Source organism: Brevundimonas sp. Soil_N_31 (assembly GCF_057655995.1).
In genome coordinates this window covers 139762-163166 of sequence record NZ_JBDGLE010000002.1, presented here as the reverse complement: position 1 = coordinate 163166, position 23405 = coordinate 139762, and the positions used below count along the sequence as shown (strand labels likewise).

Sequence of the window (23405 nt, the reverse complement as noted above, 5' to 3'; positions counted from 1 at the left end):
CCTAGCGTCCTGCCCGCCCGGCATACTCCAGTCGGGCGATGGTGCGGTTGTGCACCTCGTCCGGACCGTCGGCGATGCGTAGGGTCCGCACCATGGCGTAAAGCTCGGCCAGCGGCGTGTCGCCCGACACCCCCGCCCCGCCGAACGCCTGAATGGCGTCGTCGATGACCTTCAACGCCATGCGCGGCGCGGCGACCTTGATCTGGGCGATCTCGGACTTGGCGCCCTTGGCCCCGACCTCGTCCATCATCCAGGCGGCCTTCAGCACCAGCAGGCGGCACATCTCGATATTGGTGCGCGCCTCGGCCACCCGCTGTTCCCACACCGAATGCTCGGCGATGGTCTTGCGGAAGGCGGTCCGGCTGAGCAGGCGGTCGACCATCAGCTCCAGCGCCTTTTCGGCCGCGCCGATGGTGCGCATGCAGTGGTGGATGCGGCCCGGCCCCAGGCGGCCCTGGGCGATCTCGAAGCCGCGCCCCTCCCCCGCGATCAGGTTGGAGGCCGGGACGCGGACGTTCTCCAGCACCACCTCGGCGTGGCCGATCGGCGCCTCGTCATAGCCGAACACCGACAGCATCCGCTCGACGCGGAAGCCGGGCGTGTCGACCGGGACGATGATCTGGCTCTGCTGCTGGTGAACGGCGGCGTCGGGATCGGTCTTGCCCATGACGATGGTCACGGCGACGTTCGGGTGCGCCATATTGGTCGACCACCACTTGCGGCCGTTGACGACGTAATGGTCGCCGTCGCGCTCGATCCGGGTCTGGATGTTGGTGGCGTCGGACGAGGCGACCTCAGGCTCGGTCATCAGGAAGGCCGAACGGATTTCTCCCGCCATCAGGGGCTTGAGCCACCGCTCCTGCTGGGCGGCGTCGCCGTACATGTGCAGGACTTCCATATTGCCGGTGTCGGGCGCGTTGCAGTTGAACGCCTCGGCCGACCACAGCGCCCGGCCCATCAGCTCGGCGATGGGGGCGTATTCCAGGTTCGACAGCCCCGCCCCATGCTCGCCCGGCAGGAACATGTTCCACAGGCCCTCAGTCCTGGCCCTGGCCTTCAGCGCCTCCATCACCGGCGGCTGGCGCTTGGGATCGGCGCGGACCTGGGCGCGATAGTCCGCCTCGCGCGGCAGAACCTCCGCCTCCATGAAACGACGCACCCGCTCGCGCCAGTGCTCGCCCCGCTCGCTCAGCCGGAAATCCATCTTACGCCTCTCCCGAAATGAAAACGGCGCGGCCCCGTCGGAGCCGCGCCGTTGAACATCAAGCCTCAGCCCGCGCTCACCCCTTGAGCAGCGGCGCCAGCTTCTGGGCGATCATCATGTCGCCCGCGATCTTCAGCTTGCCCTGCATGAAGGCCATCATCGGGTCGAGGCGGCCTTCGGCCAGCGCGACGAAGTCGTCCCACTTGATCGAAACGGTGGCGTCGGCCGGCTTGTCGTCGTTGCTGACGGTGTTCGGAGCCGAGGCGCCGTCGATGAAGATCTTGCCGTCATCGCCGAAGTCCAGCTTCACGGTCTTGCCCAGACCCGAGTTTTCGCCGACGGCGGCGCGAATCTTGTCGGTGGCGAGGGCCAGATCGGCCATGTGCGTCTCTCCCGTTGAGAAGTTGAACCACACGCCTAACCCGCGCGCCGGGCGGCGCCAAGATCACGCAAGGGAAGGCCAGGTCAGGAAGTCCCAATCGCGCCGGTTCCATCACATATGGCTCAGCTTACATGAGTTTGCGTTCGGCCGCGGCGAGATGGCCTAGAAGTTGCGCGTTTGCGTAACAAGGACTCGCCAATGACCCGCCTGCTCACTCCGGAGGAAGTTCGCCTTGACCAGTTGTGGCGCGAACACTTCGGCCAGCCCCTGCCCATGATCGGCGCCCCCGAGGTCGCCCGGCGCATCCTGCGCCAGCACGGCGTCGCCGTGCGCCGCCCCAGCGACGCCAAGGCCGCCGCCCCTTCGGAGGGCCGCGACTGACGTCGGATTTTTCGGAAAGAATTCTGGCGGAGACGGAGGGATTCGAACCCTCGGTACCCCTTACAGGGTACGACGATTTAGCAAACCGTTGCCTTCAGCCACTCGGCCACGTCTCCAGCAGGCCGCGTGGATAGCGAGTCGCGCGACGCTTCGCAATGCGGAACTGACGCCCTTTGTGTTAACCCGGCATAAGAGTGGCATGTGACACGGGGTTCGCACCTCATTTTGCTCGATATCGGGAAAAAGACTTGGCTATCACCCCTGCTGACACTCTGGGCTCCGCGACCGAAGGCGCGCGCGCGAATCGCGCGGCGCGGGTCGAATCGCGTGCGCCGACGGCAGAGACAGGGCGTGCGGGCCGGGCTCGGCGCGGGCCCTTGCGGCCGGACGTCTGGCTGAACACCCGACAGCGGGCGGCGGCGCGGCGGCGCGTCTTCTACTTCCGCGGCGTCGACATCGTCGCATCGAGCTTCCTGTGCCTTGTGGCGATCGGCCGCATGAACGCCGGCGGACTGGCGCAGGTCACCCTGTTCGAAGCCGCGCCCATTCTGATCGGCGCGCTGATGACCCTGGGCCTGATGCGATCGCTGGGCCTGTATCGTTTTGACAATAGCCGGGCGCCCGCGCGCCATCTGGCAGGGGTCGCCGCCGTGGCGGGCCTGGGCGGCGCCTTCGCCTGCCTGCTGGGCCTGGCCCTGCCCAACGGCGAGACGCCGCTGGCCGAGTACGGCTGGTGGGCGATCGCCTCAGCGGTGCTGCTGACCGGCCTGCACACCATCTGGCGGATGCTGGTGGCCCAATGGCGCAGCCGAGGCGATCTGACGCCCAACGTCGTCGTGGTCGGCGCCACCCGTCACGCCGAATCGCTGATCCGCGAGGCGCTGGACCGGCGCGACCTGAACATTCTGGGCGTGTTCGACGACCGCCTGGCCCGCACGCCCGACGCCCTGGCCGGCGTGCCGGTTCTGGGCGGGACAGACGCGCTGCTGGAACACAGGCTGACGCCCTATATCGACCGGGTCATCCTGGCCATCGATCCCAAGGCCGAGGCCCGCGTCCGCGCCCTGACCCATCGCCTTGAGGTTCTGCCCATTCCCCTGACCCTGCTGGTCGACCCCAAGGGCGCGGCCCAGCGGAACGAGGCGCTGGAAAAGCTGGCCTCCTCCTCCCTGCCCCTGCTGGGCGGCGCGGTGGACGGCGAGCGGCGCGCCTTCAACAAGCGCATTCTCGACATCATCCTGTCGGCCCTGGCGCTGGTCGTGCTCAGCCCCGTGCTGTTCCTGATCGGCCTGGCCGTGCGGATGGACAGCAAGGGCCCGGCCCTGTTCCGCCAGCGCCGCCACGGCTTCAATCAGGAAGAGATCGTGGTGTGGAAGTTCCGCACCATGCGCCAGGAAGCCTCTGACGCCACCGCCAGCCGTCAGGTGACCGCCGGCGACGACCGGGTGACGCGCCTGGGCAAATTCCTGCGCGCCACCAGCCTGGACGAGTTGCCGCAGCTGGTGAACGTGCTGCGCGGCGAGATGTCGCTGGTCGGGCCGCGCCCCCACGCCATCGGCATGAAGACCGGCGACGCCGAGTCGGCGCGTCTGGTCGCTGAATACGCCCATCGCCACCGCATCAAGCCCGGCATGACCGGCTGGGCCGCCATCAAGGGCTCGCGCGGGCCGCTGCATACGGCGGATGAAGTGCGCGACCGGGTTCAACTCGACATCGAATACATCGAGCGTCAGTCCTTCTGGCTGGATTTATGGATCATCGCCGTGACCGTTCCCGTGCTTCTGGGCGACCGGATGGCCGTGCGCTGATGTTCTGGCGGGGGGTGTTCGGCTACCTGCCGGCCAATATCGTGCAGGGCGTGGTCGGGTTTCTGACCATCATCATCTTTACGCGCCTGCTGTCGCCCGAGGATTTCGGCCGCTATGCGCTGGCCTATGCAGTGCTGACGCTGGCCCATGTGGCGACGTTCAGTTGGCTGGAAGCCTCCATGGCCCGCTTCTGGGCGGCCCAGTCCGACGAGGCGCAGATGGCCGGGCATTTCGCCAGCCTGTATCGCGCGGCCTTCCTGATCACCGCCGTCTTCGTGCCGGTCGCCGGGCTGCTGGTGTGGCTGTGGCCCATGCCGGACAACTTCCGCCTGCCGCTGGCCGTGGCGCTGGCGGGGATTCCCGTGCGCTGCTTCCTGAAGCTGGCGCAGGAGCGGTTCCGCGCCGCGGGCGAGGTCGGCCCCGCCGCCGCCATCGACATCTGGAGCGCGGTCGCGGGGCTGGCCTTCGGCGTCGGCCTGGCCCTGCTGGGGATGGGGGCCGAGGCGCCGCTGGCCGGGATGCTGCTGGCCCCGCTGGTCGCCCTGCCCTTCGTCCTGCCCGCCGAACTGCGCGAAGCCCGGCGCGGGCGGCTGGATCGTCAACGGCTGAAATCCTACGCCGTCTATGGCTACCCGATCGCCGTCGGTCTGGGACTGACGGTAGTGCTGGCCTCAACGGACCGCTTCCTACTGGCCCTGTTCATGAACGAAGCGGCGGTCGGCGCCTATCACGCGGCCTACAGCATCGCCAACCGGACGCTGGACGTCATGTTCGTCTGGCTGGGCGCGGCGGGCGCTCCGGCTCTGGTTATGGCGCTGGAGCGCGGCGGACGCGAGGATCTTCAGGCCGCTGCGCGCGAGCAAGCCTCGACCCTGGTGCTGATCGGCCTGCCCGCCGCCGTGGGCGTGGCGCTGGTCGCGCGGCCGCTGGCCGAGTTCATGATCGGCGAAGACCTGCGCACCGTCGCTGCCTCGGTCACGCCGTGGGTGGCGCTGGGCGCCTTCCTGTCGGGCATGACGACCTATTACTTCGGACAGGCCTTCACACTGGGCCGCCGCACGGGCTGGCTGTTGCTGGCCATGAGTATCCCGGCGGGGAGCAACGTCATCCTGAACATCCTGCTGATCCCGCGTTTCGGCGTCATGGGGGCGGCCTGGGCGACAGCGATCAGCTTCGCTTTAGGCCTGATGGCCTCCATGGCCATCGGACGGCGCATCCTGCCCCTGCCCGTGCCTTGGAACGCGCTGGCGCGCTGCGGTCTCGCGGCCGTCGTCATGGCGGGCGTGGTGCTTCTGCTGCCCCCGATTGGGGGCTTCCCTGAGTTGATGATGGACGCCGGGGTGGGCGCCGTCGTCTATGGCGCCGCCGCCTTCGCCCTGAACGCAGGCGGGGTGCGCGACCTGCTGCGCCGTCTGCGCGGCTTCCTGCAGGCGCGGAGGGCTGCGGCATGAAAGTCATAATCCATGACAACGCCGCATGGGACGAGGCCCGTCCCCCCCTGTCGGTGCTGATGCCCTTCCTGCGCGACGATCCGTCGAACCTGTTGCAGATGCTGGACCGCGAGGCGCAAAGCGTCGGCGGCCGCGCCGAGTTGATCGTGCTGGACGACGGCACGGCGGACCCAGCCCTGACAGCGCGCCTAACCGCCCTGATCGACGCCCTGTCCCTGCCCGCCCGGCTGATCACGCTGGGCGCCAACGAAGGACGGTCCAAGGGCCGCAACCGCCTGGCCCAGGAGGCCCGCGGCCGCTTCCTGTTGTTCCTCGACAGCGACATGCGCCCCGACCATGCGCGTTTCCTGACCGACTGGGTCGATCTGGCGGTGAACGACAATCCCGCCGTAGCCTTCGGCGGCTTCTCCCTGCTCCAGGCGCCGACCGACGCGCGTTACGCCGTCCATCGCCAGATGGCCGCCCGGTCCGACTGCATTTCCGCCGATCAGCGCACGCTGCAACCTGAGAAATACGTCTTCACCTCCAATCTACTGGTGCGCCGCGACGTCTTCGACACCGAAAGCTTCGACGCCGGGTTCAGCGGTTGGGGCTGGGAAGACGTGGAATGGGCCATGCGCGTCTCGCGCCGATTCCCGGTCGTACACATCGATAATCCAGCCACCCACATGGGCCTGGACACGGTCGAGGCCCTGGCCGCCAAATATGAGCAGTCAGCGCCCAACTTCGCCCGCGTCGCCGCCCGACACCCTGATTTCGTCGCCGCCTATCCCAGCTATCGCGTGGCGAAGAAGCTGAAGGCCGTGCCCGGTCTGCGCATGATCCGCCCCCTGTTCAAGCTGGTCGCGTGTCTCGGCCTGCTGCCGCCCGCCCTGCGTGGTTTCAGCCTGCGCCTGTACCGCGCCGCCTTGTATGCGGAGGCGATATGAGCGCGCCCGATGTCGCCGTCGTCATTCCTACCCTGCGTCGCCCCGATGAACTGACCCGCGCCTTGCGCTCCATCTTCGCCCAGCAAGGCGCTGAAGGTCGCCTGCGCGAAATCATTGTCGCCGACAACGACCCTGAAGCCAGCGCCCGCAAGACAGTCGAGGCGCTGACGTCGGAATCGCCAGTCCCCCTGATCTGGACCCATGCGCCGCGTCCGGGCGTGGCCACCGCCCGCAACACGGGCCTGGCCGCGACCCAGGCGCCGCTGATCGCCTTTCTGGACGACGATGAGGCGGCCAGTTCCGGTTGGCTGGCCGCCCTGTTACGCGGACAGGCCGCGACCGGCGCCGACGCCGTCTTCGGTCCGATCCAGGGCCGCGTTCCTGACGGAACCGGCTGGGCGTCGCCGTATCTCGAGCGGTTCTTCGGCCGCGAAGGGCCTGAGCACGACCAACAGATCGAAGAGCCCTACGGCTGCGGTAACGCCCTTCTGGTGCGCGCGACTGCCTTGCCCGGCGATGCGCCCTTCCACGTCGGATCGGATCAGATCGGAGGCGAGGACGATGTCCTGTTCGCGGCGCTGAAGACGCGCGGCGGACGATTCGGCTGGGCAGCGGACGCCTGGGTCGAGGAGTTCCCACCTCCGCACCGTGCGACCCTGCGCTACGCCCTGACCCGCGCCTTCGCCTATGGTCAGGGCCCCAGTCAGACGGCGGCCGAAGCGCGCGACGGGCTGAACGTCGGCCGCTGGATGATCATCGGCGTCGCCCAGACGCTGGTGTGGGGCGCAGCAGCCCTGGTCCTGACGCTGCTGGGCCGCGACAGCCGCGCCGTCATGGCCGACCGCGCCGCACGCGGTCTGGGCAAGGTGCTGTGGATGAAGAATTTCGAGCCGCGCTTCTACGGCCAGAGCGAACTGGACCGCCTGAACCGCCAGCGCGCCTCTAGCTGAAGAACCGCTTCAGCAGCTTGGGCGGACTCCAGGTCGAGCGGTTCATCACCAGACCAGCGACCCGACCGCCGGCGGCGTCGATCTCTTCACGCAGGGCGGCGGGCGCGGCGGCGCCCGTGCTGTCGGCCGCGACCACCATCACCGTGGAATCGACCAGCGGCGCCAGGGTCAGGGCCATGTCGCTGCGATCCGCCGCCGGTGCGTCGATCACCACCGTATCGGCATGGGCGCGCAGCCGGGTCCAATAGCGAGGGTCGTCCACCGCCTCGACGCGCTGGCCCGCGCGCAGCAGCTCCATATGGAAGCGGGTGACATACAGCCGTCCGCCCAGGCAGGCCTTGGCCGTCAGGATGCGTCCCGGAGCGGCGGGCTTGCCGTCGCGTCCGCGCAAGGGCGGCGACACAGCATAGAAAGCCGATCCGTCCGGCGACGCCTGCACCGACGGTCCCAACCGTCCGAACCGATCCGGTTCAGCAGCGATCTGCTCCATCTGGCCTTGCTGCGGCAAATCCCCGTCGATCAGCCAGACCGGTCGGCGTCCGCGTACGGCGGCCATGCGGGCGAACTCGCGCGCCACCGTCGACACGCCCTCGCCTGAGGTCGAGGCGGCGAACAGAATTACGCGGCCGCGATGCGCCGGCGCTGGTCCCAGCGCGGCCCACAGACCAGCCATCTCGGTTGTCAGATCGACCATGCGAATCGTTTACGCGCGCGCCATTTGGAACAGCCTAGCACGACACAACCGTCGGTTTCTGCGGCCTGTCGGCGTCATGAGGCGGATCAGCCGCCCTTGACGGGTGCGACGGCCAGAACCGGCGCGTGCAGGGTACGGCTCAGGGTCGACGGCATGGCGAACCCCGGGCGCAGGAAGACCCGCAGCAAACCGACGCACAGAGCGGTGAAACCCGCGAACAGCAGCACGGCGACCATCAGCGGAATCCGCATGCTCTTGCCCTTCGACGGCGGCTGGGCGCGCTCGATAACGGTGACGTTGTCGGCGCCCGCCTTGACCAATTCGTTGTCGGCGCGGCTCTGGGTCTCGCGTTGCTGGAACTCGCGGATCGAGGCGGTCAGAACTTCGCGATTGCCCGCCAGGGTCGAGTTGCGCGATTCCAGCTCCGTCAGGCGGGTCTGGCGCGAGCGCAGGTCCGACAACTGACGATCAAGCACAGCCAAGCGCGCCGCCAGGGAATCACGGTCGGCCTGGGCGTTGATACGGGTCGTCTCCAGCTCGACCCAGACAGGGTTCGGACCGGTGCGAACCTCCTTGGCGCCCACGGCCGTGCCGGTGCCCACATAGGCCTGCATCTGAGCGATCTTGGAATCGATTTCACGCACAGGCTGGGCGTCTGGTTGATAGCGCGCCAACAGGCTCTCGCGCTCGGTGCGTAGTTGCAGGATCTGGTCCTGAGCCGACACGTTCAGATCCTGGTGCAAGGCCACCTCCGCCGGCGTCCGCGACATTTGACCGACCAGGGTCGCCAGACGCTGCGAAGCCTGCTGCAACTGAGCTTGCACGCCCATGCGCTCTGTGAAGACGGATTGATAGCTGTTGGCGATAGTCGACTTGGCCGTGGCGAAGTCGCCGATGTTATTCGTGCGCAGGAACTCTTCATAGGCGCGGTCGGCGTCGCCCAGCTCATCCTCGAACGTCTGACGCTGCGTGCGGATCGCAGCCGTGGCGCGGTCCTGGAAGACCTCGCGACGATAGGTCAGATACTGGTCGATGACCGTGTTCAGGATGCGCGCCGACTTGGCCGGGTCATTGCTCTTGTAGCTCAGGCCGATGACCGGGCTCAGCGGCGTCACCTCGACGCCCAGTCCGGCGGCGACGGCGCGCACGGCGGCGGCCTCCTGGCGGGTCGGGTCCGCAGGCGCCGGCGCGCCCGGCTCCTGGAAGCTTTCGACGCCCAAGGCGCGCACAACCCGGCGTTTGACCTCTAGGCTGTTCAGTATGGCGGCTTCGGACTGGGCCACCTCCGCAGCCGACGGCGGCATGGCGCGTTCGCCCATGCCGACGCGCGGCTGATAGACGTACTCCTGCCCTACCCCAACAAACAGGCTGGCGCCGGCGGTATAGGTCTTCTTCATCGTCATCACGACAGCGGCGCCGATTCCGAAGATCACGGCAAAGATGAGGATCATCAGCAGCAGTTCGCGGAACAGCAGGGCCACGACGTCCATGACGCCGTAACGGGGACGGGTAGCTGTGACGTGCGAACGCATACGGGCTGGATCATCCACCAGTGTCAGACCGGGACACCTTGAAGCGTTGGCGTTAACCGGCCGTTACCCATAAGGCGTCAGCTTGGCTGAACTTCAGTTTTGCAACCGACCGGACCGCCCGCCCATGGACGTTGATCGCCGCCTGCTTCTACTGGCGCTGGCCGCCGGCCTGTCGGGTTGTGCGGCGTCCGCAGGGCGAAGCGCGTCCAGCGGCCTGCCCCGGCCGCAGACCGTCTCGGATCTGCCGGCCGACCTGCCTTTCGCCCCCTGGACCGATGTCGAACCGGAGTATCGGCTTTATACCGGGGACGAAATCGAAGTGGTTCTGCCTACCGCCACTGAGCTGAATCGCCAGTTGAAGATCGGCCCCGATGGGCGCGTCTCCCTGCCTTTGGTCGGCCATGTGACGGCCGCCGACCGCAGCCTGTCGGAGTTGGAAGGCGACATCTCCGCCGGGTACGCGCCTCACCTGCTGCGCCCCGAGGTCGAGGTGACGTTGCGTCAGGCCGGACCGCTGAAGGTCTGGATCGACGGCGAAGTACGCAATCCGGGCGTTTTCGACATGCCGGGCCAGATCGACGCCTATCAGGCCCTGATCCTGGCGGGCGGCGCCCTGCCGACCTCAAACGCCCGCAACTGCGCCCTGATCCGCCGTGGCCCTGGCGATCTACGCATGCTGAAGGTGCTGGATCTGCGCGCGCCGCGCGGCGAGATCCTGCCCCTGCGCCGCGGCGACATCGTGTTCGTGCCGCGCTCGACCCTAGGCGAACTGGCCGCCTTCTTCACCCAGGTGCGTAACGCCCTGCCGATCGGTTTCTCCTACGCGATCAACGGAAGCTACGCCTCGACTTGACGCAAGAAATGCGTCCGCGATTCCGATCTTCGCTCAGGCAATAGAACGTCAGCGCTAAACGACATTAGATGGTCTCGAGAGGCATGCGCGCCCAAGTATCGCTTTCGACCCATTGCGGACATTTACGGATTGAACCTAGGGAGAGATGATGATCATCGCCTCGATGTTGTTCGTTGTTTATCAATCGGCGCCGCCTGCCGCAGCGCGACCTGAACCTACCGTCTGTGAACGATCCGAGCGTGACCTAGCGACAGGATCTCGCCTTTGGTGCCCTGCCGAGCTCCGGAAGCGAGTACCGCAAAGCCTAATGACGACGATGCCCATCGATGGAAGCGGCAAGGGATGGGCGCTGTTGAAATGCGACCTAGGCGAAGGCGGCGTCACGACGGCGTGCAGCCTTGTCGATGAGTCGGAACCGGGTTCTTCGTTCGGCGTATGGGCGACACGCGTTCAGCTCAAAGCGACGGCGCGGAGCACCGATGGCAGTTTTCCCCCGGCTGGCGACAGCTACTACGCCTTTGCTCGATGGGAGGTTCGCTAACGCCTACTGTCCACCCGCGGCGAACATTCTCAAAATCTGCTCTTGGGGGCGAAAGCGCAATGCCAACACAGCCGATCAAAAGCCAACGCCCAGCTCTCAGACAAATGTAAAACTCATCCAGCCCAAACGGGCTTAAACCGTGGTCGGGGCGAGAGGATTCGAACCTCCGACCCTCTGGTCCCAAACCAGATGCGCTACCAGGCTGCGCTACACCCCGGACCGACGGAGCGCCCTCATGGCACGTCGGGTGAGTCTCCGCAACGGCCTAAGACGCAAGTCGCGCCTCAGGGACGAAAGAAGGGGTGCTTGATCGTATCGCCTGGCTTGGCGCCGATCTCGCCAGCCCGACCCGCACGCAATTCCAGCACGCCGTTGGCGGCGCCGTTCGAGGGAATCGGCGCCTCTGAATTCGGCGTGGCGTGGCTGGCGATGGAGACGATGCGACCACGCGGATCAATGTAGATGATGTCCAGCGAGCTGGGCGTGTTCTTCATCCAGAAGCTCTGCTCGGACGCCGTCTGGAATTGGAACAGCATTCCGCGGTCGTCTTCCAGCGGCGGTCGAAACATCAAGCCCCGCGCGCGCTCGGCGTCATCGTCCGCGATCTCGACCATGAACTTGTGCTCGCCGGACGCCGTGACCACGGACAGCGCTTCCAACGGCTGACCGGACGCATCCATCGGCCCCGTGCGCGTACAGGCCGAAGCCATAAGAACTCCAGACAGAACAACAGCGTACAGCGTTATTCTAACCACGACACGGCGACGGATCATGATATTCGTCCTCTTCGGACGAACTCAACCGCCCTGTCTGATATCGGCGACCACAAGACCCTTCGGCCCCTCGGCGAAACGTACGTTCACCGGATCGCCCGGCAGCAGGTCATCCAGACCGCAACGCCGCAACGTTTCGACGTGGACAAAGATATCCCCGTCCTGGCCGTCGCGCACTACAAATCCATAGCCCTTGGTGCGATTGAACCATTTGACCACGGCGGCTTCCAGAGGCGCGTCCGAAGAGACGCCGACATGACCGATCGACGATGAGCGAACGCTCTCTCGGCGCGTCGGCTGTACGGCAGCGGCTTCCAGCTCGGCAATCGTGACCACCTGCCAACCCTTGGGTCGCTTGGCGCACTCGCAAGTGATCGTCGCCCCCTCGCCCGCCAGCTCGTGCCCCGCCTCGCGCAGGCTGGTGACATGAAGCAGAACGTCGCGCATTTCCGTCAGAAGCGGGTCGTCCGGGACGATGAAGCCGTAGCCCTTCCCAGCGTCAAACCACTTGACCTTGCCCACGACCTTGACGGTCTCGAGCGTATCGCTCTCTTCGAAACTCATCACCTACATCCCCGCCCGAACACACCGGGACAGTCAGAATAACACAGTTACATCAAGATTGGCAATCTCGCGGCCCACTTTACGCCACATTGTCGTCAAAAAGACAAGGCGAACGTGTAACATCCCCCGCTCTTGAAGCGAGAGAAGACAGCCTGGCGATCGAGGGAGGAGCATTGCTCCGCGTGGCAGTCCCTAGGGGAGTCGAACCCCTCTTTTCAGGTTGAAAACCTGACGTCCTAACCGATAGACGAAGGGACCGCTGCGCGGAGGAGCGGCCTGATAGCCGTCCCTTTTCGGCGATGCAAGAGGGCGTTGCGCGCTTTTGCAAAAAAACGACCGACGCGCCGTTTCAATGCCGGATCGCGGACGCCGCAGACATCCAGACGGATAAAACCGCCGTGGAAAAACGCATTCAAATGTCGAGGGAGATAAAACTCCGCGTGGCAGTCCCTAGGGGAATCGAACCCCTCTTTTCAGGTTGAAAACCTGACGTCCTAACCGATAGACGAAGGGACCGCTGCGCGGAGGACCGTGTAGATAGCCGCCGATTCCGCTTATGGCAAGCACGGCGAAGCGGATTTGTGCGACTTTTTCAAAGACCTGCGTCGTTTCACGGCCAAGGCTGACGGTTTCAGGCCATGCGCGGGTCGGCGACGTCCTCGATCTCGAACTGCACGCCGCGACGGCCGTTCCAGTCGTCGGCTTTCAGGCGCCCGACCAGGTTCAGACCGCCCTGCCCCGCCAGCAGCGCCTTGCCCGTCGGCAGGTCAGCGCAGCGCCAGGCGATGGCCCGCACCGAGGCGCCGTCCGGCCCGACCAGACGGCACCGCACATGGCCGCCGTTCACGGCGACCGGCTCGCGCGCCTGGACGCCTTCCAGCGCGAACAGAGGCTCCGGGTTGGCCGGACCATAGGGGGCCAGTTGCTCGAACGCCTCGAACAGGTCGCGGGTGGCGGCGCGCGGATCGATCAGGGCGTCGACCTCGACCCAGTCCTGAGCCACGGCCTCAACGCGCTCGGCTGACAGGCGATCGTTGAGAAAGGCGCGAAGCTCGTCGATGCGGTCCGCCGTCACCGTCAGGCCCGCCGCCATGGCGTGCCCGCCCCCCGCAATCAGCACGCCCTCGTTCCATGCCGCTTGCACTGCCCGGCCCAAATTCATGCCCGGCTGCGACCGGCCCGAGCCCTTGCCCACGCCGTTGACGGCGTCGACGCCGATGACGATGACGGGCTTTCTCCAGCGTTCGCGCAGGCGCCCGGCGACGATGCCGACCACGCCGGGGTGCCAGTCCTCGCCGCTGACGACCACGGCGGCGCTGTCGTCGGCATGGGCGCCGGTCGCCTCGACGCGGCGGACGGCCTGTTCAGTGACTTCAGCCTCGACCTCGCGCCGGGCGAGGTTCAAGGCGTCCAGTTCCTGGGCCAGCATCCGCGCTTCATCCGGGTCGTCGGTGGACAGCAGGCGCGCGCCCAGATCCGACTTGCCGATGCGGCCGCCCGCATTGATGCGCGGGCCGAGGATGAAGCCCGCGTGATTGGTCTTGGCCGGTCCCGGCTCTGCCCCCGCCGCCGCCAGCAGGGCGCGCAGGCCCGGATTGCGCCAGTGCGACATGACCCCCAGCCCCAGACTGGTCAGGGCGCGGTTGAAGCCGGTCAGGCCCGTCACGTCGCAGATGGCGCCCATGGCGGCCAGATCCAGCCACTGACGGATGTCGGGCTCAGCCTTGCCCTCAAACAGGCCGCGCCCGCGCGCCTCGCGGTTCAGGGCCGCCAACAGGACGAAGACCACGCCCGCCGCCGCCAGATTACCCTGCCCCGAGCCGCAGCCCGGCCGGTTCGGATTGACCACGGCGAGGCAGGCGGGCGGCTTTTCACGCATCATGTGGTGGTCGATGACCACGACCTTCAGGCCGATGGCCGCCGCATGGGCCACCGCCTCATTGGCCGCCGCGCCGCAGTCGACGGTGATGACCAGATCGGCGCCGCGCGCCTTCAGCGTGTCGAAGGCCCGCGCGCTGGGACCGTAACCCTCGGTCAGGCGGTCGGGGACATAGATGGGCAGGTCCGCGCCCAGGGTGCGGAACCAGCGCACCAGCAAGGCCGCGCTGGACGCCCCATCCACGTCGTAGTCGGCGAAGACATGGATGCTGGCCTGCGCCTGAAGCGCATCGACGATGGCGGCGGCGGCGGCGTCCATGTCCATGAAGCTGGACGGATTGGGAAACAGCGCCTTCAGCGTCGGCTTCAGGAAATCAGCGCCCTGCTCCGCCCCCACCCCGCGCGACGCCAGCGCCCGCGCCAGCGGCTCGTCCAGACCCAGCGCCTGGATGTGCGCCCGCGTCACGCCCGCCTCGGCGGGGCGCAACCGCCAGGCCCGGCCAGACAGGGATCGGGACACGTCGAGGAAGGCGGACGAGACGGCGCCGTCAGCCATCAGCGCGCGCCGCCGAGACGGCAAAAGGGTTCAGACGGGACATGGGCCATGACGGCTCCTCGCACTCAAGGCGGCGAAACGCGGCCGGAGCGGCAGGATCGCCGGATTCGCCCAGGCGGGCGATGAAAGCCAAACGGCGACCTTGGGCCCCCGCCACGACTATTGCGGACGCGGCCGATCGATGGGGGGCGGCGCCTTGGCGCGCTGACGCAGCGCCTCGGCGTAGGCCTCGACCTCTTCCGCCGTGCGCGCCGTTTCAGGCGACATCCGGCTGGCGTCGATGCGGCGGTTGATCGATTCGGTGAAAACGGCCGGGTCTTCGTTCAACGTCCATTCGATGCGCGCGACCTCGGCGCCCAGGGCGGCGCTACGCCCTTCCAGATTCGCCACACGCCCGGCGATCTCCGCCGGCGCCGGCAGAGGAGCGCTGGACTTCGGAAAGTCCGCCCAGCGCGGATACTGGCGGTTCTCGTCCACCAGTTGCTGCACGCGCGGCGCCAGCGGCGAGGTCGGGTCGGTTTCGGGCGCGAAGGCGCTGACGCAGCCGCTCAGCAACGCAGCCCCGCCCAGCATTGCCGCCAGACCTGTCTTTTTCAGCATCAGCACGTTCATTTCCTGCAACGACATATGCCATCATCGCGCCGGGAGGAAGGCGTGCGCGTCGCGCGCCCCCATCGGAGGTTCCGCGCCCATGGCCAAGCGCCCGACCAAGACCCCGTCCGCCACGCCGAACGCGCCCGCCGCGCCGCGCAAGTCCGGACGCCCCACCTCGGCCAAGCCGCGCGCCGCCAAGAAGCCCGCCCCCGCGGACAAGGTGAAGGCCGCCGCGCCTGAAAAACCCGCCGCCGAGGCCCCTGCCCCGCCGCCCGAAACGCCGAACGCCGCACCCGACTTCATGACCTTCAGCGCCGAACAGCGTCAGCAGCTGGAGACCCTGTCGCTGAACCTGGCCAAGGCGGCGATGATGGCCCAGACGGCGGTGGCCGAGGCGGCTCTGTCGCAGGCCGACCGCCCCGCTGCCCTGTCGCCCGACCCGTTCAATGTGGCCCCGGCCATGTCCTCGGTCATGACCGGCCTGGCCGCCCGCCCCGAAAAGCTGTTTCAGGCCCAGGCCGACCTGTTCGGCCGCTATATGGAGTTGTGGTCGACCACCACCCGCCGGGCGATGGGCGAGACGGTCGACAGCCCCGCCCCGTCCGACAAGCGGTTCCGCGATCCCGCCTGGTCCGAGAACCCCATGTTCGACATGATGCGCCAGTCCTATCTGGCCACCTCGGACTGGATGAACAGTCTGGTGTCCAGCGTCGAGGACGTCGATCCGCGCGTGAAACGTCGGGCCGAGTTCTTCACCCGCCTGCTTACCGACGCCTTCTCGCCCGCCAACTTCCTGGCGTCGAACCCCGTGGCGCTGAAGGCCCTGGCCGAGACCAGCGGCGAATCCCTGGTGCGCGGGATGCAGAACTTCGCCGCCGATCTGGAGCGCGGCGCCGGGTCACTGAAGATCAGCCAGGCGGACTACGGCCGCTTCGTCCTGGGCGAGAACGTCGCCACGGCGCCGGGTCAGGTGGTCTGGCGCGACGAGCTGTTCGAACTGATCCAGTACGACGCCGCGACGGACCAGCAGCACGCCGTCCCGCTGCTGATCTTCCCGCCGTGGATCAACAAATTCTACATCATGGACCTGCAGCCGGCGAACTCCCTGATCCGCTGGCTGAGCGCGCAGGGCTTCACCGTCTTCGTCTGCTCATGGGTCAATCCGGACCGCGACAAGGCCGAGTTCGGCCTCGACGACTACATGAAGAAGGGCGTCTACCGCGCTGTCGAAAAGACGCTGGAGCAGACCGGCCAGACGCATGTGAACACCGTCGGCTACTGCATCGGCGGCACCATGCTGGGCGCCAGCCTGGCGCACATGGCGGCCAAGGGCGATGATCGCGTCGCCTCGGCCACCTTCTTCGCCGCCCAGCACGACTTCGCCGAGGCGGGCGATCTGCTGCTGTTCACCGACGAGCACTGGCTGGCCGAGATCGAGCGGCTGATGGACGAGGCGGGCGGCGTCCTGCCCGGCACGGCGATGGCCGACACCTTCAACGCCCTGCGGGCCAACGACCTGATCTGGTCCTTCTTCGTGTCCAACTATCTGATGGGCAAGGCGCCGCCCGCCTTCGACCTGCTGGCGTGGAACGCCGACCAGACGCGGATGCCCAAGCGGCTGCACCTGCAATACCTGCGCCTGATGTACGGCCAGAACGCTCTGGCCAAGGGCGAGCTGGAGATCGACGGCGAACGCATCGACCTGTCGAAAGTCCGCATCCCCCTCTATTTCCAGGCCAGCCGCGAGGACCACATCGCGCCGATGAACTCAGTCTATCGCTCGGCCCGGCTGTTCAGCGGGCCAGTGACCTATACGCTGGCCGGATCAGGCCACATCGCCGGGGTCATCAACCCTCCGTCGGCCGAGAAGTACCAGCACTGGGTCAACGCCGCCCTTCCCGAAACGCTTCAGGAATGGCAAGCGGAGGCGCAACAGCATCCTGGCAGCTGGTGGTCGCACTGGGCCGACTGGCTGGGCGCGAAGTCCGGCGAAAAAATCGCCGCGCGCGATCCCAAGGCCGGGGCGTTGAAGCCTATCGAACCGGCACCCGGCGCCTATGTGAAAGTGAAGTCTTGAAGCGTATCGAGCCCAACCTGCTGCTGGCGATCGCCACGGCCTTTCCCCTGATCCTGCTGATCGCCACGGCCACCCTGTTCGGCACGCCGGGTCAGTTAGTGAAATACGTGATGATCGCGCTGATCGTGCCGGTCGCTTTCGTCCCCATGAACGCCGTCATGCGCCGGAAAATGGGTTGGGTGCGCCCGCCGATGATCCATCCGCAGGCTGCATCAACCGCCGTCTGGGCCAGCCTGTTTCCCGCGCTGATCATCCTGGCGGCAGGCGTGCCGCTGATCTTCCCCGGCCACGATTACGGCCTGCTGATCATCATCGCCGCCGTCTTCTTCGCCGGAACGGTGGAGTCGGCGATCAAGGCGGCACGGGCGGGTTAAGCCCGCCCCTAACCGGCCTCAGCTGAGGCCGGTCGCCTCGTCCAGGCCCAGCATGATGTTGAGGTTCTGAACCGCCGCGCCCGAGGCGCCCTTGCCCAGATTGTCCAGCAGGGCGACCAGACGCGCCTGCTCCCCGCCGCGATCGCCGAAGACGTGCAGGCGCATCCGGTTGGTGCCGTTCAGGCCCTCGGGTTCGATACCGGTCATGGCCTCGGTCTCGTCGATCTCGGCGACCTCGACGAAATGCTGGCCCTCATAAGCCTCGACCAGGGCGCCGTGCAGCCGTTCGACCGAGGGCGTCTCGGGCAGGGCCGACAGGTGCAGCGGAACCTCGACCAGCATTCCCTGGCGATAGTTCCCCACGGCAGGCGAGAACAGCACCGGGCGCGACAGCCCCGCGTGCTTCGTCATTTCCGGCACATGTTTATGCTTCAGCGTCAGGCCATAGGCGCGGAAGGCGGTCGCAGCCCCTTCGGCCTCGAACTCCGCGATCATGGCCTTGCCGCCGCCGGAATAGCCGGACACCGCATTGATCGTGACGGGCCAGTCGGCCGGGACCAGCCCCGCCTTCACCAGCGGCCGCATCAGGCCGATGAAGCCGGTCGGATAGCAGCCGGGGTTAGACACCCGCGTCGAGGCGGCGATGGCCGCACGCTGGCCCGCATCCATCTCGGCGAAGCCATAGGTCCAGCCGTCCGCCACCCGATAGGCGGTCGAGGCGTCGATGACCCGCACCGACGGTGTCTCGATCATCGACACCGCCTCGCGGGCCGCGTCGTCCGGCAGGCAAAGGATGACCGCATCGGCGCTGTTCAGCGCCTCGCGCCGCGCCTCGACATCACGACGGCGGTCGCCCAGCAGCATCAGCTCCAGATCGTCGCGCGCCTCCAGACGCTCGCGGATTTCCAGACCGGTCGTTCCAGCCTCGCCGTCGATGAAGATGGTGTGGGTCATCTCGTGCCCTCGGACATGCAAAAAGAAAAAGGCGCCTCGGGTTTCCCCGAAGCGCCCTTGTATTCCCAGTCGCGGGTTCGCGACTTAGCGCTTCGAGAACTGGAAGCTGCGGCGAGCCTTGGCGCGGCCGTACTTCTTACGCTCGACGACGCGGCTGTCGCGGGTCAGGAAGCCGTGCGGCTTCAGAACCTTGCGCAGTTCCGGCTCGTAGTGGGTCAGGGCGTGCGACAGGCCGTGGCGGATGGCGCCGGCCTGGCCCGACAGGCCCGAACCTTCGACGGTGCAGATCACGTCGTACTGCGTGGCGCGGTCCGAGACGGTCAGCGGCTGGGCGACCATCATCTGCAGCACGGGACGGGCGAAGTAAGCCGCCACGTCCTTGCCGTTAACGGTGATCTTGCCGGTGCCGCGCTTCACCCACACGCGGGCGATGGCGTTCTTGCGCTTGCCGGTCGAGTACGAACGGCCCAGGGCGTCGATCTTCGGCTCGCGGACGATTTCCTCGGCGGCGGCGGTGCCCAGGCCCTTCAGGGCGTCAAAGCCGGCGGCGGTGTCTTGAGTCACGTCGGTCATGCTCAGGCGCTCCGGGTGTTCTTGGACGACATCGACTTGAAGTCGATGGTCGTGGGCTGTTGGGCTTCGTGTTCGTGAGCCGCGCCGGCGAACAGGCGCAGGTGGGTCATCTGCTTGCGAGCCAGCGGCGACTCCTTGGGCAGCATGCGCTCAACGGCCTTTTCGAGGACGCGCTCGGGGAAACGACCGCCCAGAACCTTCTCCGGGGTGGTTTCCTTGATGCCGCCCGGGTGGCCGGTGTGGCGATAGTAGACCTTGTCGGTGGTCTTCTTGCCGGTGAACACCACCTTGTCGACGTTGGTGACGACGACGTAGTCGCCGCAGTCAACGTGCGGGGTGTAGGTCGGCAGGTGCTTGCCGCGCAGACGGTTGGCGATGAAGGTCGCGAGGCGGCCCACGACGACGCCTTCGGCGTCGATGTGGATCCACTTCTTCTCGACCTCGGCCGGCTTCAGCGAAGCCGTAGTGCTCTTCAGCATGATGAGGGTCCTGGAAGACGAAAAACGCGGCCCGAACCAAATGGATCAGGCGGAGGCCGGGGTGATAGAGGTTCCCTAATCAGAGGTCAATGCCAGTGCTGATGCCGATAACAACCTATCTAACTGATATATAATCACTTTTTATGAACGGTATCAAAATACCCGATCATTGCCACTCAAACCGCCCCGCCCCTTGCAACATCGCTCGCTCACAGCCCAGGCGTTTTCATCTTCTCGCAGGAATCCAGACGCGGTAATCGCCAGTCATGGCCCTTCGCTCGCTGTTCCCGACCCAAGTCTATGAAGCTTTTGTCAGTGCTGGGCGCGGCTGGAGCGATTTGCATGAAGAACTACTGGACCTCTGCCTGGTCATGGCCGAGGAGGACGAGGCCGGGATCGAGTGGTGCCGGGCCAACCACTATCCGGGCTACACCTCCTACGGCTCGATCAACGACCTGCCGCAGCGGTTCCCCGAGTTCGCTGAGCTGAAGAAGCTGCTGGACAAGCACGCGGCGAGCTTCGCCGAAAGCCTGCATTTCGACCTGGCCAAGAAGCTGCGGCTCGACAATCTGTGGGTCAACGTCCTGATGCCCGGCGGCGGTCACACCGGCCACATCCACCCGCACGCCGTCCTGTCCGGCACCATCTACATCCATGTGCCTGACGGCGCCTCTTCGCTGAAGATCGAAGACCCGCGCCTGGTCATGATGATGGCCCGCCCCGGCCTGACCGCCGCCGCCGGCGAGGCCGAGCAGCCCTTCGTCTATCTGAAGCCCGCGCCCGGCACGGTGCTGATGTGGGAAAGTTGGCTGCGCCACGAAGTGCCCGCCAATCGCGCCGAAGAACAACGCATCTCAATCAGTTTCAACTACGCCTGACGCCGGCTCGCCCTTCCCTCGCCGCATTTGCCCCGAACCTTGCGTCAACGGCGAAGCTTTGGAGGGAATGGATGCGGGTTTTCAGCGCGGCGGCGGCGATCGCCATGTTCACGACGGGCGCCCTGCTTCTAGGCGCATGCGGCGAAAAGGCGGATGCGCGAACGGCCCCTGCCCCTGATCCCGCCGTCGCGACCGAAGGCGCGCCCTATGTCCTGACGGGCACCCAGGTCTGGAGCGTGCCCGACCCCGTGTCCGGGCGGAACTATCAGGTCTTCGTCAGCCTGCCCGCCGGTTATGAAGCCAACCCCGGCCGCCGCTATCCCACGCTCTATGTCACCGACGCGGACTACGCCTTCCCCATCATCCGCCAGATCGCCAGGCGGGTGAATCTGGAGGGACCGGTCGTGCAGGAGTTCATCCTGGTCGGCCTGTCCTACGCCGACGGCGACAAGGGCGCCGAAAGCCGCCGCCGCGACTACACGCCGACGTCCAACGGCCCGCGCAGCTCAGGCGCCGCCGTGCATGGCGGCGGCGCGGCCTATCAGACCTATCTGAAGACCCAGGCCCTGCCCTTCATCGAGAAGACGTTCCGCGCCGACCCGGCGCACCGCGTCCTGCTGGGTCATTCCTACGGCGGCTTGCTGGGCGCCCAGATCCTGTTCAGCGACCCGGCGATGTTCCAGTCCTACGTCCTGGGCAGTCCCTCGCTCTGGTACGACAAGGGCTATATGATGGGGGTCGAGGCCGACTACGCCCGCAACCATCGCGATCTGAACGCCCAGGTCTTCATGTATGTGGGCGGTCACGAGAAGCCCGGCCCGACACGCCGCAACAGCGAAGCCGACATGGTCGGCGACATGCAGACGCTGCACCGCAACCTGGAATCGCGCGGCTATCCCGGCCTGAAAATCAGCTCCGTGGTGCTGGAGGACGAGGACCACCTGACCGTCGCCCCCGTCGGCTTCACGCGCGCTCTTGAGGCCGTGCTGCCCGCGCGCTGAGACCGCCTCCGAAAAGCCGCGCGCCTATCCGAAGATTTGCCCAAAGGCGTCGGGATCGCTACATCCCCCGTCAACTTCCCCTCCGCACTGAATCAAGGGCGCGACGCGACGTATGGCGCAGCAATATATCTTCCAGATGCAGGGTCTGACCAAGACCTTCCCCGGCGGCAAAAAGATCTTCGAGAACATCTGGCTGAGCTTCTACAACGACGCCAAGATCGGCGTTGTCGGGGTCAACGGCTCGGGTAAATCCACCCTGCTGAAGATCATGGCCGGCCTGGACAGCGAGTTCCAGGGCGAGGCCCGCGCCGCCGACGGCGTCAAGCGCGGCTATCTGGAGCAGGAGCCCCACCTCGATCCGGCGCTGAACGTGCGCCAGAACGTCGAGGCCTGGTGCGAAGAGAAGCAGTGGGTCAACCGCTTCAACGAAGTCGCCGCCGAACTGGGCGAAAACTACACCGACGAACTGATGGAGGAGATGACCGCCCTCCAGGAGAAGATCGACGCCGGCGACGTCTGGGACATCGACAGCCGCATCGATCAGGCCATGGGCGCCCTGCGCTGCCCGCCTGACGACTGGGAAGTCACCAACCTGTCCGGCGGTGAAAAGCGCCGCGTGGCGCTGGCCCGCCTGCTGCTGTCGAAGCCCGACATGCTGCTGATGGACGAACCGACCAACCACCTGGACGCCGAGTCGGTGGCCTGGCTGCAGCACCACCTGGAGAACTTCCCCGGCTGCGTCATCCTGGTGACCCACGATCGCTACTTCCTGGATCAGGTCACGAAGTGGACGCTGGAGCTGGACCGCGGCAAGGGCCACCCGCACGAGGGCAACTATTCCTCGTGGCTGGAAGCCAAGCAGAAGCGCGTCGTGCAGGAACAGTCGGAATCCGAAGCCCGTCAGCGCGCCCTCACCCGCGAACTGGAATGGGTCCGCTCGGGCGCCAAGGCCCGTCAGGCCAAGTCCAAGGCCCGTCTGGCCGCCTATGAGAAGATGGTCGCCGAGCAGGAAAATTCGCGTCAGGCCCAGTCCTTCGCCGTCATCCAGATTCCGCCCGGCCCGCGCCTGGGCAACGTCGTCCTCGAGGTCGACGGCCTGAAGAAGTCCTATGGCGACAAGGTTCTGTTCGACAACCTGACCTTCAAGCTGCCGCCCAACGGCATCGTCGGCGTCATCGGCCCCAACGGCGCCGGCAAGTCGACCATGTTCAAGCTGATCACCGGCCAGGAAACGCCCGACGGCGGCACGATCAAGGTCGGCGAAACGGTCAAGCTGGCCTACGTTGATCAGTCGCGCGACGACCTGAAGCCGGACGACACCATCTGGCAGGCCATCTCGGGCGGCACCGACATCATGATGGTCGGCAAGCGCGAGATTAACACCCGCGCCTATGTCGGCAGCTTCAACTTCAAGGGCGGCGACCAGCAGAAGAAGGTCGGCCAGCTGTCGGGCGGTGAGCGCAACCGCGTCCACCTAGCCAAGACCCTGGCCACCGGCGGCAACCTGATCCTGCTCGACGAACCGACCAACGACCTGGACATCGAAACCCTGCAGAACCTCGAAGAGGCTCTGGAAGAGTTCGCCGGCTGCGCCGTGGTCATCAGCCACGACCGCTGGTTCCTGGACCGTCTGGCCACCCACATCCTCGCCTTCGAAGGCGACGGCCACGTCGAATGGTTCGAGGGCAACTTCGAAGCCTATGAACAGGACAAGATGCGCCGCCTGGGCGCGGACAGCATCATCCCCAAGCGCATTCAGCATCAGAAGTTCGGTCGCTGATCCAGCTGACAGATTGACAAGCGGCCCTCCGAGCGATCGGGGGGCCGTTTTTCTATGCCCCCTCTCCCGCTCATCCCGGCGGACGCCGGGATCCAGTAAGAGCCCAAGACACCAGAGGGTCGAACGTCGCTCCTGTCGCCAAAGCACTGGATCCCGGCCTCCGCCGGGATGAGCGGTGAATGAGAAGGCTGGCGCTCCG

Annotated in this window: 22 protein-coding genes and 4 tRNA genes; 11 read left to right on the top strand and 15 right to left on the bottom strand. The window is 66.6% G+C overall.

Annotated elements, in window-relative coordinates; all coding sequences use genetic code 11:
• Position 1: 1 nt before the first annotated feature.
• Both AC3A3G_RS03730 and AC3A3G_RS03725 read right to left on the bottom strand, forming a co-directional pair.
• The gene (locus AC3A3G_RS03730) at positions 2 to 1204 is read right to left on the bottom strand and encodes an acyl-CoA dehydrogenase family protein (protein WP_487487567.1); all 1203 of its coding nucleotides are present in this window, start codon (positions 1202 to 1204) and stop codon (positions 2 to 4) included.
• 76 nt (positions 1205 to 1280) lie between these two features.
• Positions 1281 to 1586, bottom strand: coding sequence for an SCP2 sterol-binding domain-containing protein (locus AC3A3G_RS03725; RefSeq protein ID WP_024354161.1), 306 nt, complete (start codon positions 1584 to 1586; stop codon positions 1281 to 1283).
• A 198-nt stretch (positions 1587 to 1784) separates the two neighbouring features.
• Between AC3A3G_RS03725 and AC3A3G_RS03720 the strand changes: the two genes are divergently transcribed.
• The gene (locus tag AC3A3G_RS03720) at positions 1785 to 1967 is read left to right on the top strand and encodes a hypothetical protein (RefSeq protein ID WP_200167444.1); all 183 of its coding nucleotides are present in this window, start codon (positions 1785 to 1787) and stop codon (positions 1965 to 1967) included.
• Positions 1968 to 1991: 24 nt separating this feature from the next.
• Here the strand turns inward: AC3A3G_RS03720 and AC3A3G_RS03715 are convergent.
• Positions 1992 to 2083 (bottom strand) — tRNA-Ser (locus AC3A3G_RS03715).
• A 261-nt stretch (positions 2084 to 2344) separates the two neighbouring features.
• Between AC3A3G_RS03715 and AC3A3G_RS03710 the strand changes: the two genes are divergently transcribed.
• Genes AC3A3G_RS03710 through AC3A3G_RS03695 form a run of 4 tightly spaced genes read left to right on the top strand, consistent with a single transcriptional unit; the run spans position 2345 to position 7105 of the window.
• Positions 2345 to 3775, top strand: coding sequence for an exopolysaccharide biosynthesis polyprenyl glycosylphosphotransferase (locus tag AC3A3G_RS03710; protein WP_487487566.1), 1431 nt, complete (start codon positions 2345 to 2347; stop codon positions 3773 to 3775).
• Positions 3775 to 5226: a lipopolysaccharide biosynthesis protein gene (locus AC3A3G_RS03705; protein ID WP_487487565.1), complete on the top strand. Its 1452-nt coding sequence runs from the start codon at positions 3775 to 3777 to the stop codon at positions 5224 to 5226. Before AC3A3G_RS03710 ends, AC3A3G_RS03705 begins: the two co-directional genes overlap by 1 nt.
• The gene (locus tag AC3A3G_RS03700; RefSeq protein ID WP_487487564.1) at positions 5223 to 6155 is read left to right on the top strand and encodes a glycosyltransferase family 2 protein; all 933 of its coding nucleotides are present in this window, start codon (positions 5223 to 5225) and stop codon (positions 6153 to 6155) included. Before AC3A3G_RS03705 ends, AC3A3G_RS03700 begins: the two co-directional genes overlap by 4 nt.
• Positions 6152 to 7105: a glycosyltransferase family 2 protein gene (locus AC3A3G_RS03695; RefSeq protein ID WP_487487563.1), complete on the top strand. Its 954-nt coding sequence runs from the start codon at positions 6152 to 6154 to the stop codon at positions 7103 to 7105. Before AC3A3G_RS03700 ends, AC3A3G_RS03695 begins: the two co-directional genes overlap by 4 nt.
• On the opposite strand, the gene AC3A3G_RS03690 is transcribed toward AC3A3G_RS03695, so the two are convergent.
• Together AC3A3G_RS03690 and AC3A3G_RS03685 are read right to left on the bottom strand one after the other, a co-directional pair.
• Entirely contained in the window at positions 7098 to 7799 is a 702-nt protein-coding gene (locus AC3A3G_RS03690; RefSeq protein WP_289648027.1) for a P-loop NTPase family protein, read from the bottom strand. The genes AC3A3G_RS03695 and AC3A3G_RS03690 overlap by 8 nt on opposite strands.
• A gap of 86 nt (positions 7800 to 7885) precedes the next feature.
• Positions 7886 to 9331 (bottom strand): GumC family protein, encoded by a 1446-nt coding sequence (locus AC3A3G_RS03685; RefSeq protein WP_487487562.1) that lies wholly within the window; start codon positions 9329 to 9331, stop codon positions 7886 to 7888.
• Between the two features lie 124 nt (positions 9332 to 9455).
• Here AC3A3G_RS03685 and AC3A3G_RS03680 point away from each other — a divergent pair, with 124 nt between their 5' ends.
• On the top strand, positions 9456 to 10184 hold the full coding sequence (locus tag AC3A3G_RS03680; RefSeq protein ID WP_200167492.1) for a polysaccharide biosynthesis/export family protein: 729 nt from the start codon (positions 9456 to 9458) through the stop codon (positions 10182 to 10184).
• Between the two features lie 681 nt (positions 10185 to 10865).
• On the opposite strand, the gene AC3A3G_RS03675 is transcribed toward AC3A3G_RS03680, so the two are convergent.
• The 7 genes from AC3A3G_RS03675 to AC3A3G_RS03645 all read right to left on the bottom strand — a co-directional run bounded on the left by AC3A3G_RS03675 (position 10866) and on the right by AC3A3G_RS03645 (position 15096).
• Positions 10866 to 10942, bottom strand: a tRNA-Pro gene (locus AC3A3G_RS03675).
• A 67-nt stretch (positions 10943 to 11009) separates the two neighbouring features.
• Positions 11010 to 11498, bottom strand: a complete 489-nt coding sequence (locus AC3A3G_RS03670; protein ID WP_200167433.1) for a DUF192 domain-containing protein — start codon at positions 11496 to 11498, stop codon at positions 11010 to 11012.
• 24 nt (positions 11499 to 11522) lie between these two features.
• Positions 11523 to 12062: a cold-shock protein gene (locus tag AC3A3G_RS03665; protein ID WP_125900941.1), complete on the bottom strand. Its 540-nt coding sequence runs from the start codon at positions 12060 to 12062 to the stop codon at positions 11523 to 11525.
• A 183-nt stretch (positions 12063 to 12245) separates the two neighbouring features.
• Positions 12246 to 12320: transfer RNA gene (locus AC3A3G_RS03660), tRNA-Glu, on the bottom strand.
• Between the two features lie 183 nt (positions 12321 to 12503).
• Positions 12504 to 12578, bottom strand: a tRNA-Glu gene (locus AC3A3G_RS03655).
• Between the two features lie 115 nt (positions 12579 to 12693).
• Complete coding sequence (recJ, locus tag AC3A3G_RS03650; protein WP_487487561.1) at positions 12694 to 14496, bottom strand: single-stranded-DNA-specific exonuclease RecJ; 1803 nt, start codon at positions 14494 to 14496, stop codon at positions 12694 to 12696.
• 159 nt (positions 14497 to 14655) lie between these two features.
• Positions 14656 to 15096 carry a hypothetical protein gene (locus tag AC3A3G_RS03645; RefSeq protein WP_234287819.1) on the bottom strand — a complete coding sequence of 147 codons (441 nt, stop codon included), beginning with the start codon at positions 15094 to 15096 and terminating at the stop codon, positions 14656 to 14658.
• A 91-nt stretch (positions 15097 to 15187) separates the two neighbouring features.
• On the opposite strand from AC3A3G_RS03645, the gene phaC reads away from it, so the two are divergent.
• Positions 15188 to 17167, top strand: coding sequence for a class I poly(R)-hydroxyalkanoic acid synthase (phaC, locus tag AC3A3G_RS03640; RefSeq protein ID WP_487487560.1), 1980 nt, complete (start codon positions 15188 to 15190; stop codon positions 17165 to 17167).
• Positions 17164 to 17541, top strand: a complete 378-nt coding sequence (locus tag AC3A3G_RS03635; protein ID WP_412877325.1) for a hypothetical protein — start codon at positions 17164 to 17166, stop codon at positions 17539 to 17541. The genes phaC and AC3A3G_RS03635 overlap by 4 nt, the downstream gene beginning before the upstream one ends.
• Positions 17542 to 17559: 18 nt before the next feature.
• Here the strand turns inward: AC3A3G_RS03635 and argC are convergent, their stop codons facing one another.
• The 3 genes from argC to rplM all read right to left on the bottom strand — a co-directional run bounded on the left by argC (position 17560) and on the right by rplM (position 19544).
• Positions 17560 to 18495, bottom strand: coding sequence for an N-acetyl-gamma-glutamyl-phosphate reductase (argC, locus tag AC3A3G_RS03630; RefSeq protein ID WP_487487559.1), 936 nt, complete (start codon positions 18493 to 18495; stop codon positions 17560 to 17562).
• Between the two features lie 84 nt (positions 18496 to 18579).
• Positions 18580 to 19068, bottom strand: coding sequence for a 30S ribosomal protein S9 (rpsI, locus tag AC3A3G_RS03625; protein ID WP_003165345.1), 489 nt, complete (start codon positions 19066 to 19068; stop codon positions 18580 to 18582).
• A gap of 2 nt (positions 19069 to 19070) precedes the next feature.
• Positions 19071 to 19544: a 50S ribosomal protein L13 gene (rplM, locus tag AC3A3G_RS03620; protein ID WP_172575532.1), complete on the bottom strand. Its 474-nt coding sequence runs from the start codon at positions 19542 to 19544 to the stop codon at positions 19071 to 19073.
• Between the two features lie 269 nt (positions 19545 to 19813).
• Between rplM and AC3A3G_RS03615 the strand changes: the two genes are divergently transcribed.
• The 3 genes from AC3A3G_RS03615 (at position 19814) to ettA (ending at position 23206) form a co-directional block, all read left to right on the top strand.
• Entirely contained in the window at positions 19814 to 20425 is a 612-nt protein-coding gene (locus AC3A3G_RS03615) for a TIGR02466 family protein (RefSeq protein ID WP_487487558.1), read from the top strand.
• A 71-nt stretch (positions 20426 to 20496) separates the two neighbouring features.
• Positions 20497 to 21426: an alpha/beta hydrolase gene (locus AC3A3G_RS03610; protein ID WP_487487557.1), complete on the top strand. Its 930-nt coding sequence runs from the start codon at positions 20497 to 20499 to the stop codon at positions 21424 to 21426.
• A 112-nt stretch (positions 21427 to 21538) separates the two neighbouring features.
• The gene (ettA, locus tag AC3A3G_RS03605) at positions 21539 to 23206 is read left to right on the top strand and encodes an energy-dependent translational throttle protein EttA (RefSeq protein ID WP_076223197.1); all 1668 of its coding nucleotides are present in this window, start codon (positions 21539 to 21541) and stop codon (positions 23204 to 23206) included.
• Positions 23207 to 23405 lie beyond the last annotated feature (199 nt).

Excerpts from the sequence above, each read along its gene's own strand:
- AC3A3G_RS03720 (WP_200167444.1), top strand. The coding sequence starts at position 1,785 with ATGACCCGCCTGCTCACTCCGGAGGAAGTTCGCCTTGACCAGTTGTGG.
- AC3A3G_RS03610 (WP_487487557.1), top strand. The coding sequence starts at position 20,497 with ATGCGGGTTTTCAGCGCGGCGGCGGCGATCGCCATGTTCACGACGGGC.
- AC3A3G_RS03690 (WP_289648027.1), bottom strand. The coding sequence starts at position 7,799 with ATGGTCGATCTGACAACCGAGATGGCTGGTCTGTGGGCCGCGCTGGGA.
- AC3A3G_RS03680 (WP_200167492.1), top strand. The coding sequence starts at position 9,456 with ATGGACGTTGATCGCCGCCTGCTTCTACTGGCGCTGGCCGCCGGCCTG.
- AC3A3G_RS03725 (WP_024354161.1), bottom strand. The coding sequence starts at position 1,586 with ATGGCCGATCTGGCCCTCGCCACCGACAAGATTCGCGCCGCCGTCGGC.
- AC3A3G_RS03615 (WP_487487558.1), top strand. The coding sequence starts at position 19,814 with ATGGCCCTTCGCTCGCTGTTCCCGACCCAAGTCTATGAAGCTTTTGTC.
- phaC (WP_487487560.1), top strand. The coding sequence starts at position 15,188 with ATGGCCAAGCGCCCGACCAAGACCCCGTCCGCCACGCCGAACGCGCCC.
- ettA (WP_076223197.1), top strand. The coding sequence starts at position 21,539 with ATGGCGCAGCAATATATCTTCCAGATGCAGGGTCTGACCAAGACCTTC.
- argC (WP_487487559.1), bottom strand. The coding sequence starts at position 18,495 with ATGACCCACACCATCTTCATCGACGGCGAGGCTGGAACGACCGGTCTG.
- AC3A3G_RS03670 (WP_200167433.1), bottom strand. The coding sequence starts at position 11,498 with ATGATCCGTCGCCGTGTCGTGGTTAGAATAACGCTGTACGCTGTTGTT.
- AC3A3G_RS03705 (WP_487487565.1), top strand. The coding sequence starts at position 3,775 with ATGTTCTGGCGGGGGGTGTTCGGCTACCTGCCGGCCAATATCGTGCAG.
- AC3A3G_RS03645 (WP_234287819.1), bottom strand. The coding sequence starts at position 15,096 with ATGCTGAAAAAGACAGGTCTGGCGGCAATGCTGGGCGGGGCTGCGTTG.
- AC3A3G_RS03685 (WP_487487562.1), bottom strand. The coding sequence starts at position 9,331 with ATGCGTTCGCACGTCACAGCTACCCGTCCCCGTTACGGCGTCATGGAC.
- rpsI (WP_003165345.1), bottom strand. The coding sequence starts at position 19,068 with ATGACCGACGTGACTCAAGACACCGCCGCCGGCTTTGACGCCCTGAAG.
- recJ (WP_487487561.1), bottom strand. The coding sequence starts at position 14,496 with ATGGCTGACGGCGCCGTCTCGTCCGCCTTCCTCGACGTGTCCCGATCC.
- AC3A3G_RS03695 (WP_487487563.1), top strand. The coding sequence starts at position 6,152 with ATGAGCGCGCCCGATGTCGCCGTCGTCATTCCTACCCTGCGTCGCCCC.
- AC3A3G_RS03665 (WP_125900941.1), bottom strand. The coding sequence starts at position 12,062 with ATGAGTTTCGAAGAGAGCGATACGCTCGAGACCGTCAAGGTCGTGGGC.
- AC3A3G_RS03730 (WP_487487567.1), bottom strand. The coding sequence starts at position 1,204 with ATGGATTTCCGGCTGAGCGAGCGGGGCGAGCACTGGCGCGAGCGGGTG.
- AC3A3G_RS03700 (WP_487487564.1), top strand. The coding sequence starts at position 5,223 with ATGAAAGTCATAATCCATGACAACGCCGCATGGGACGAGGCCCGTCCC.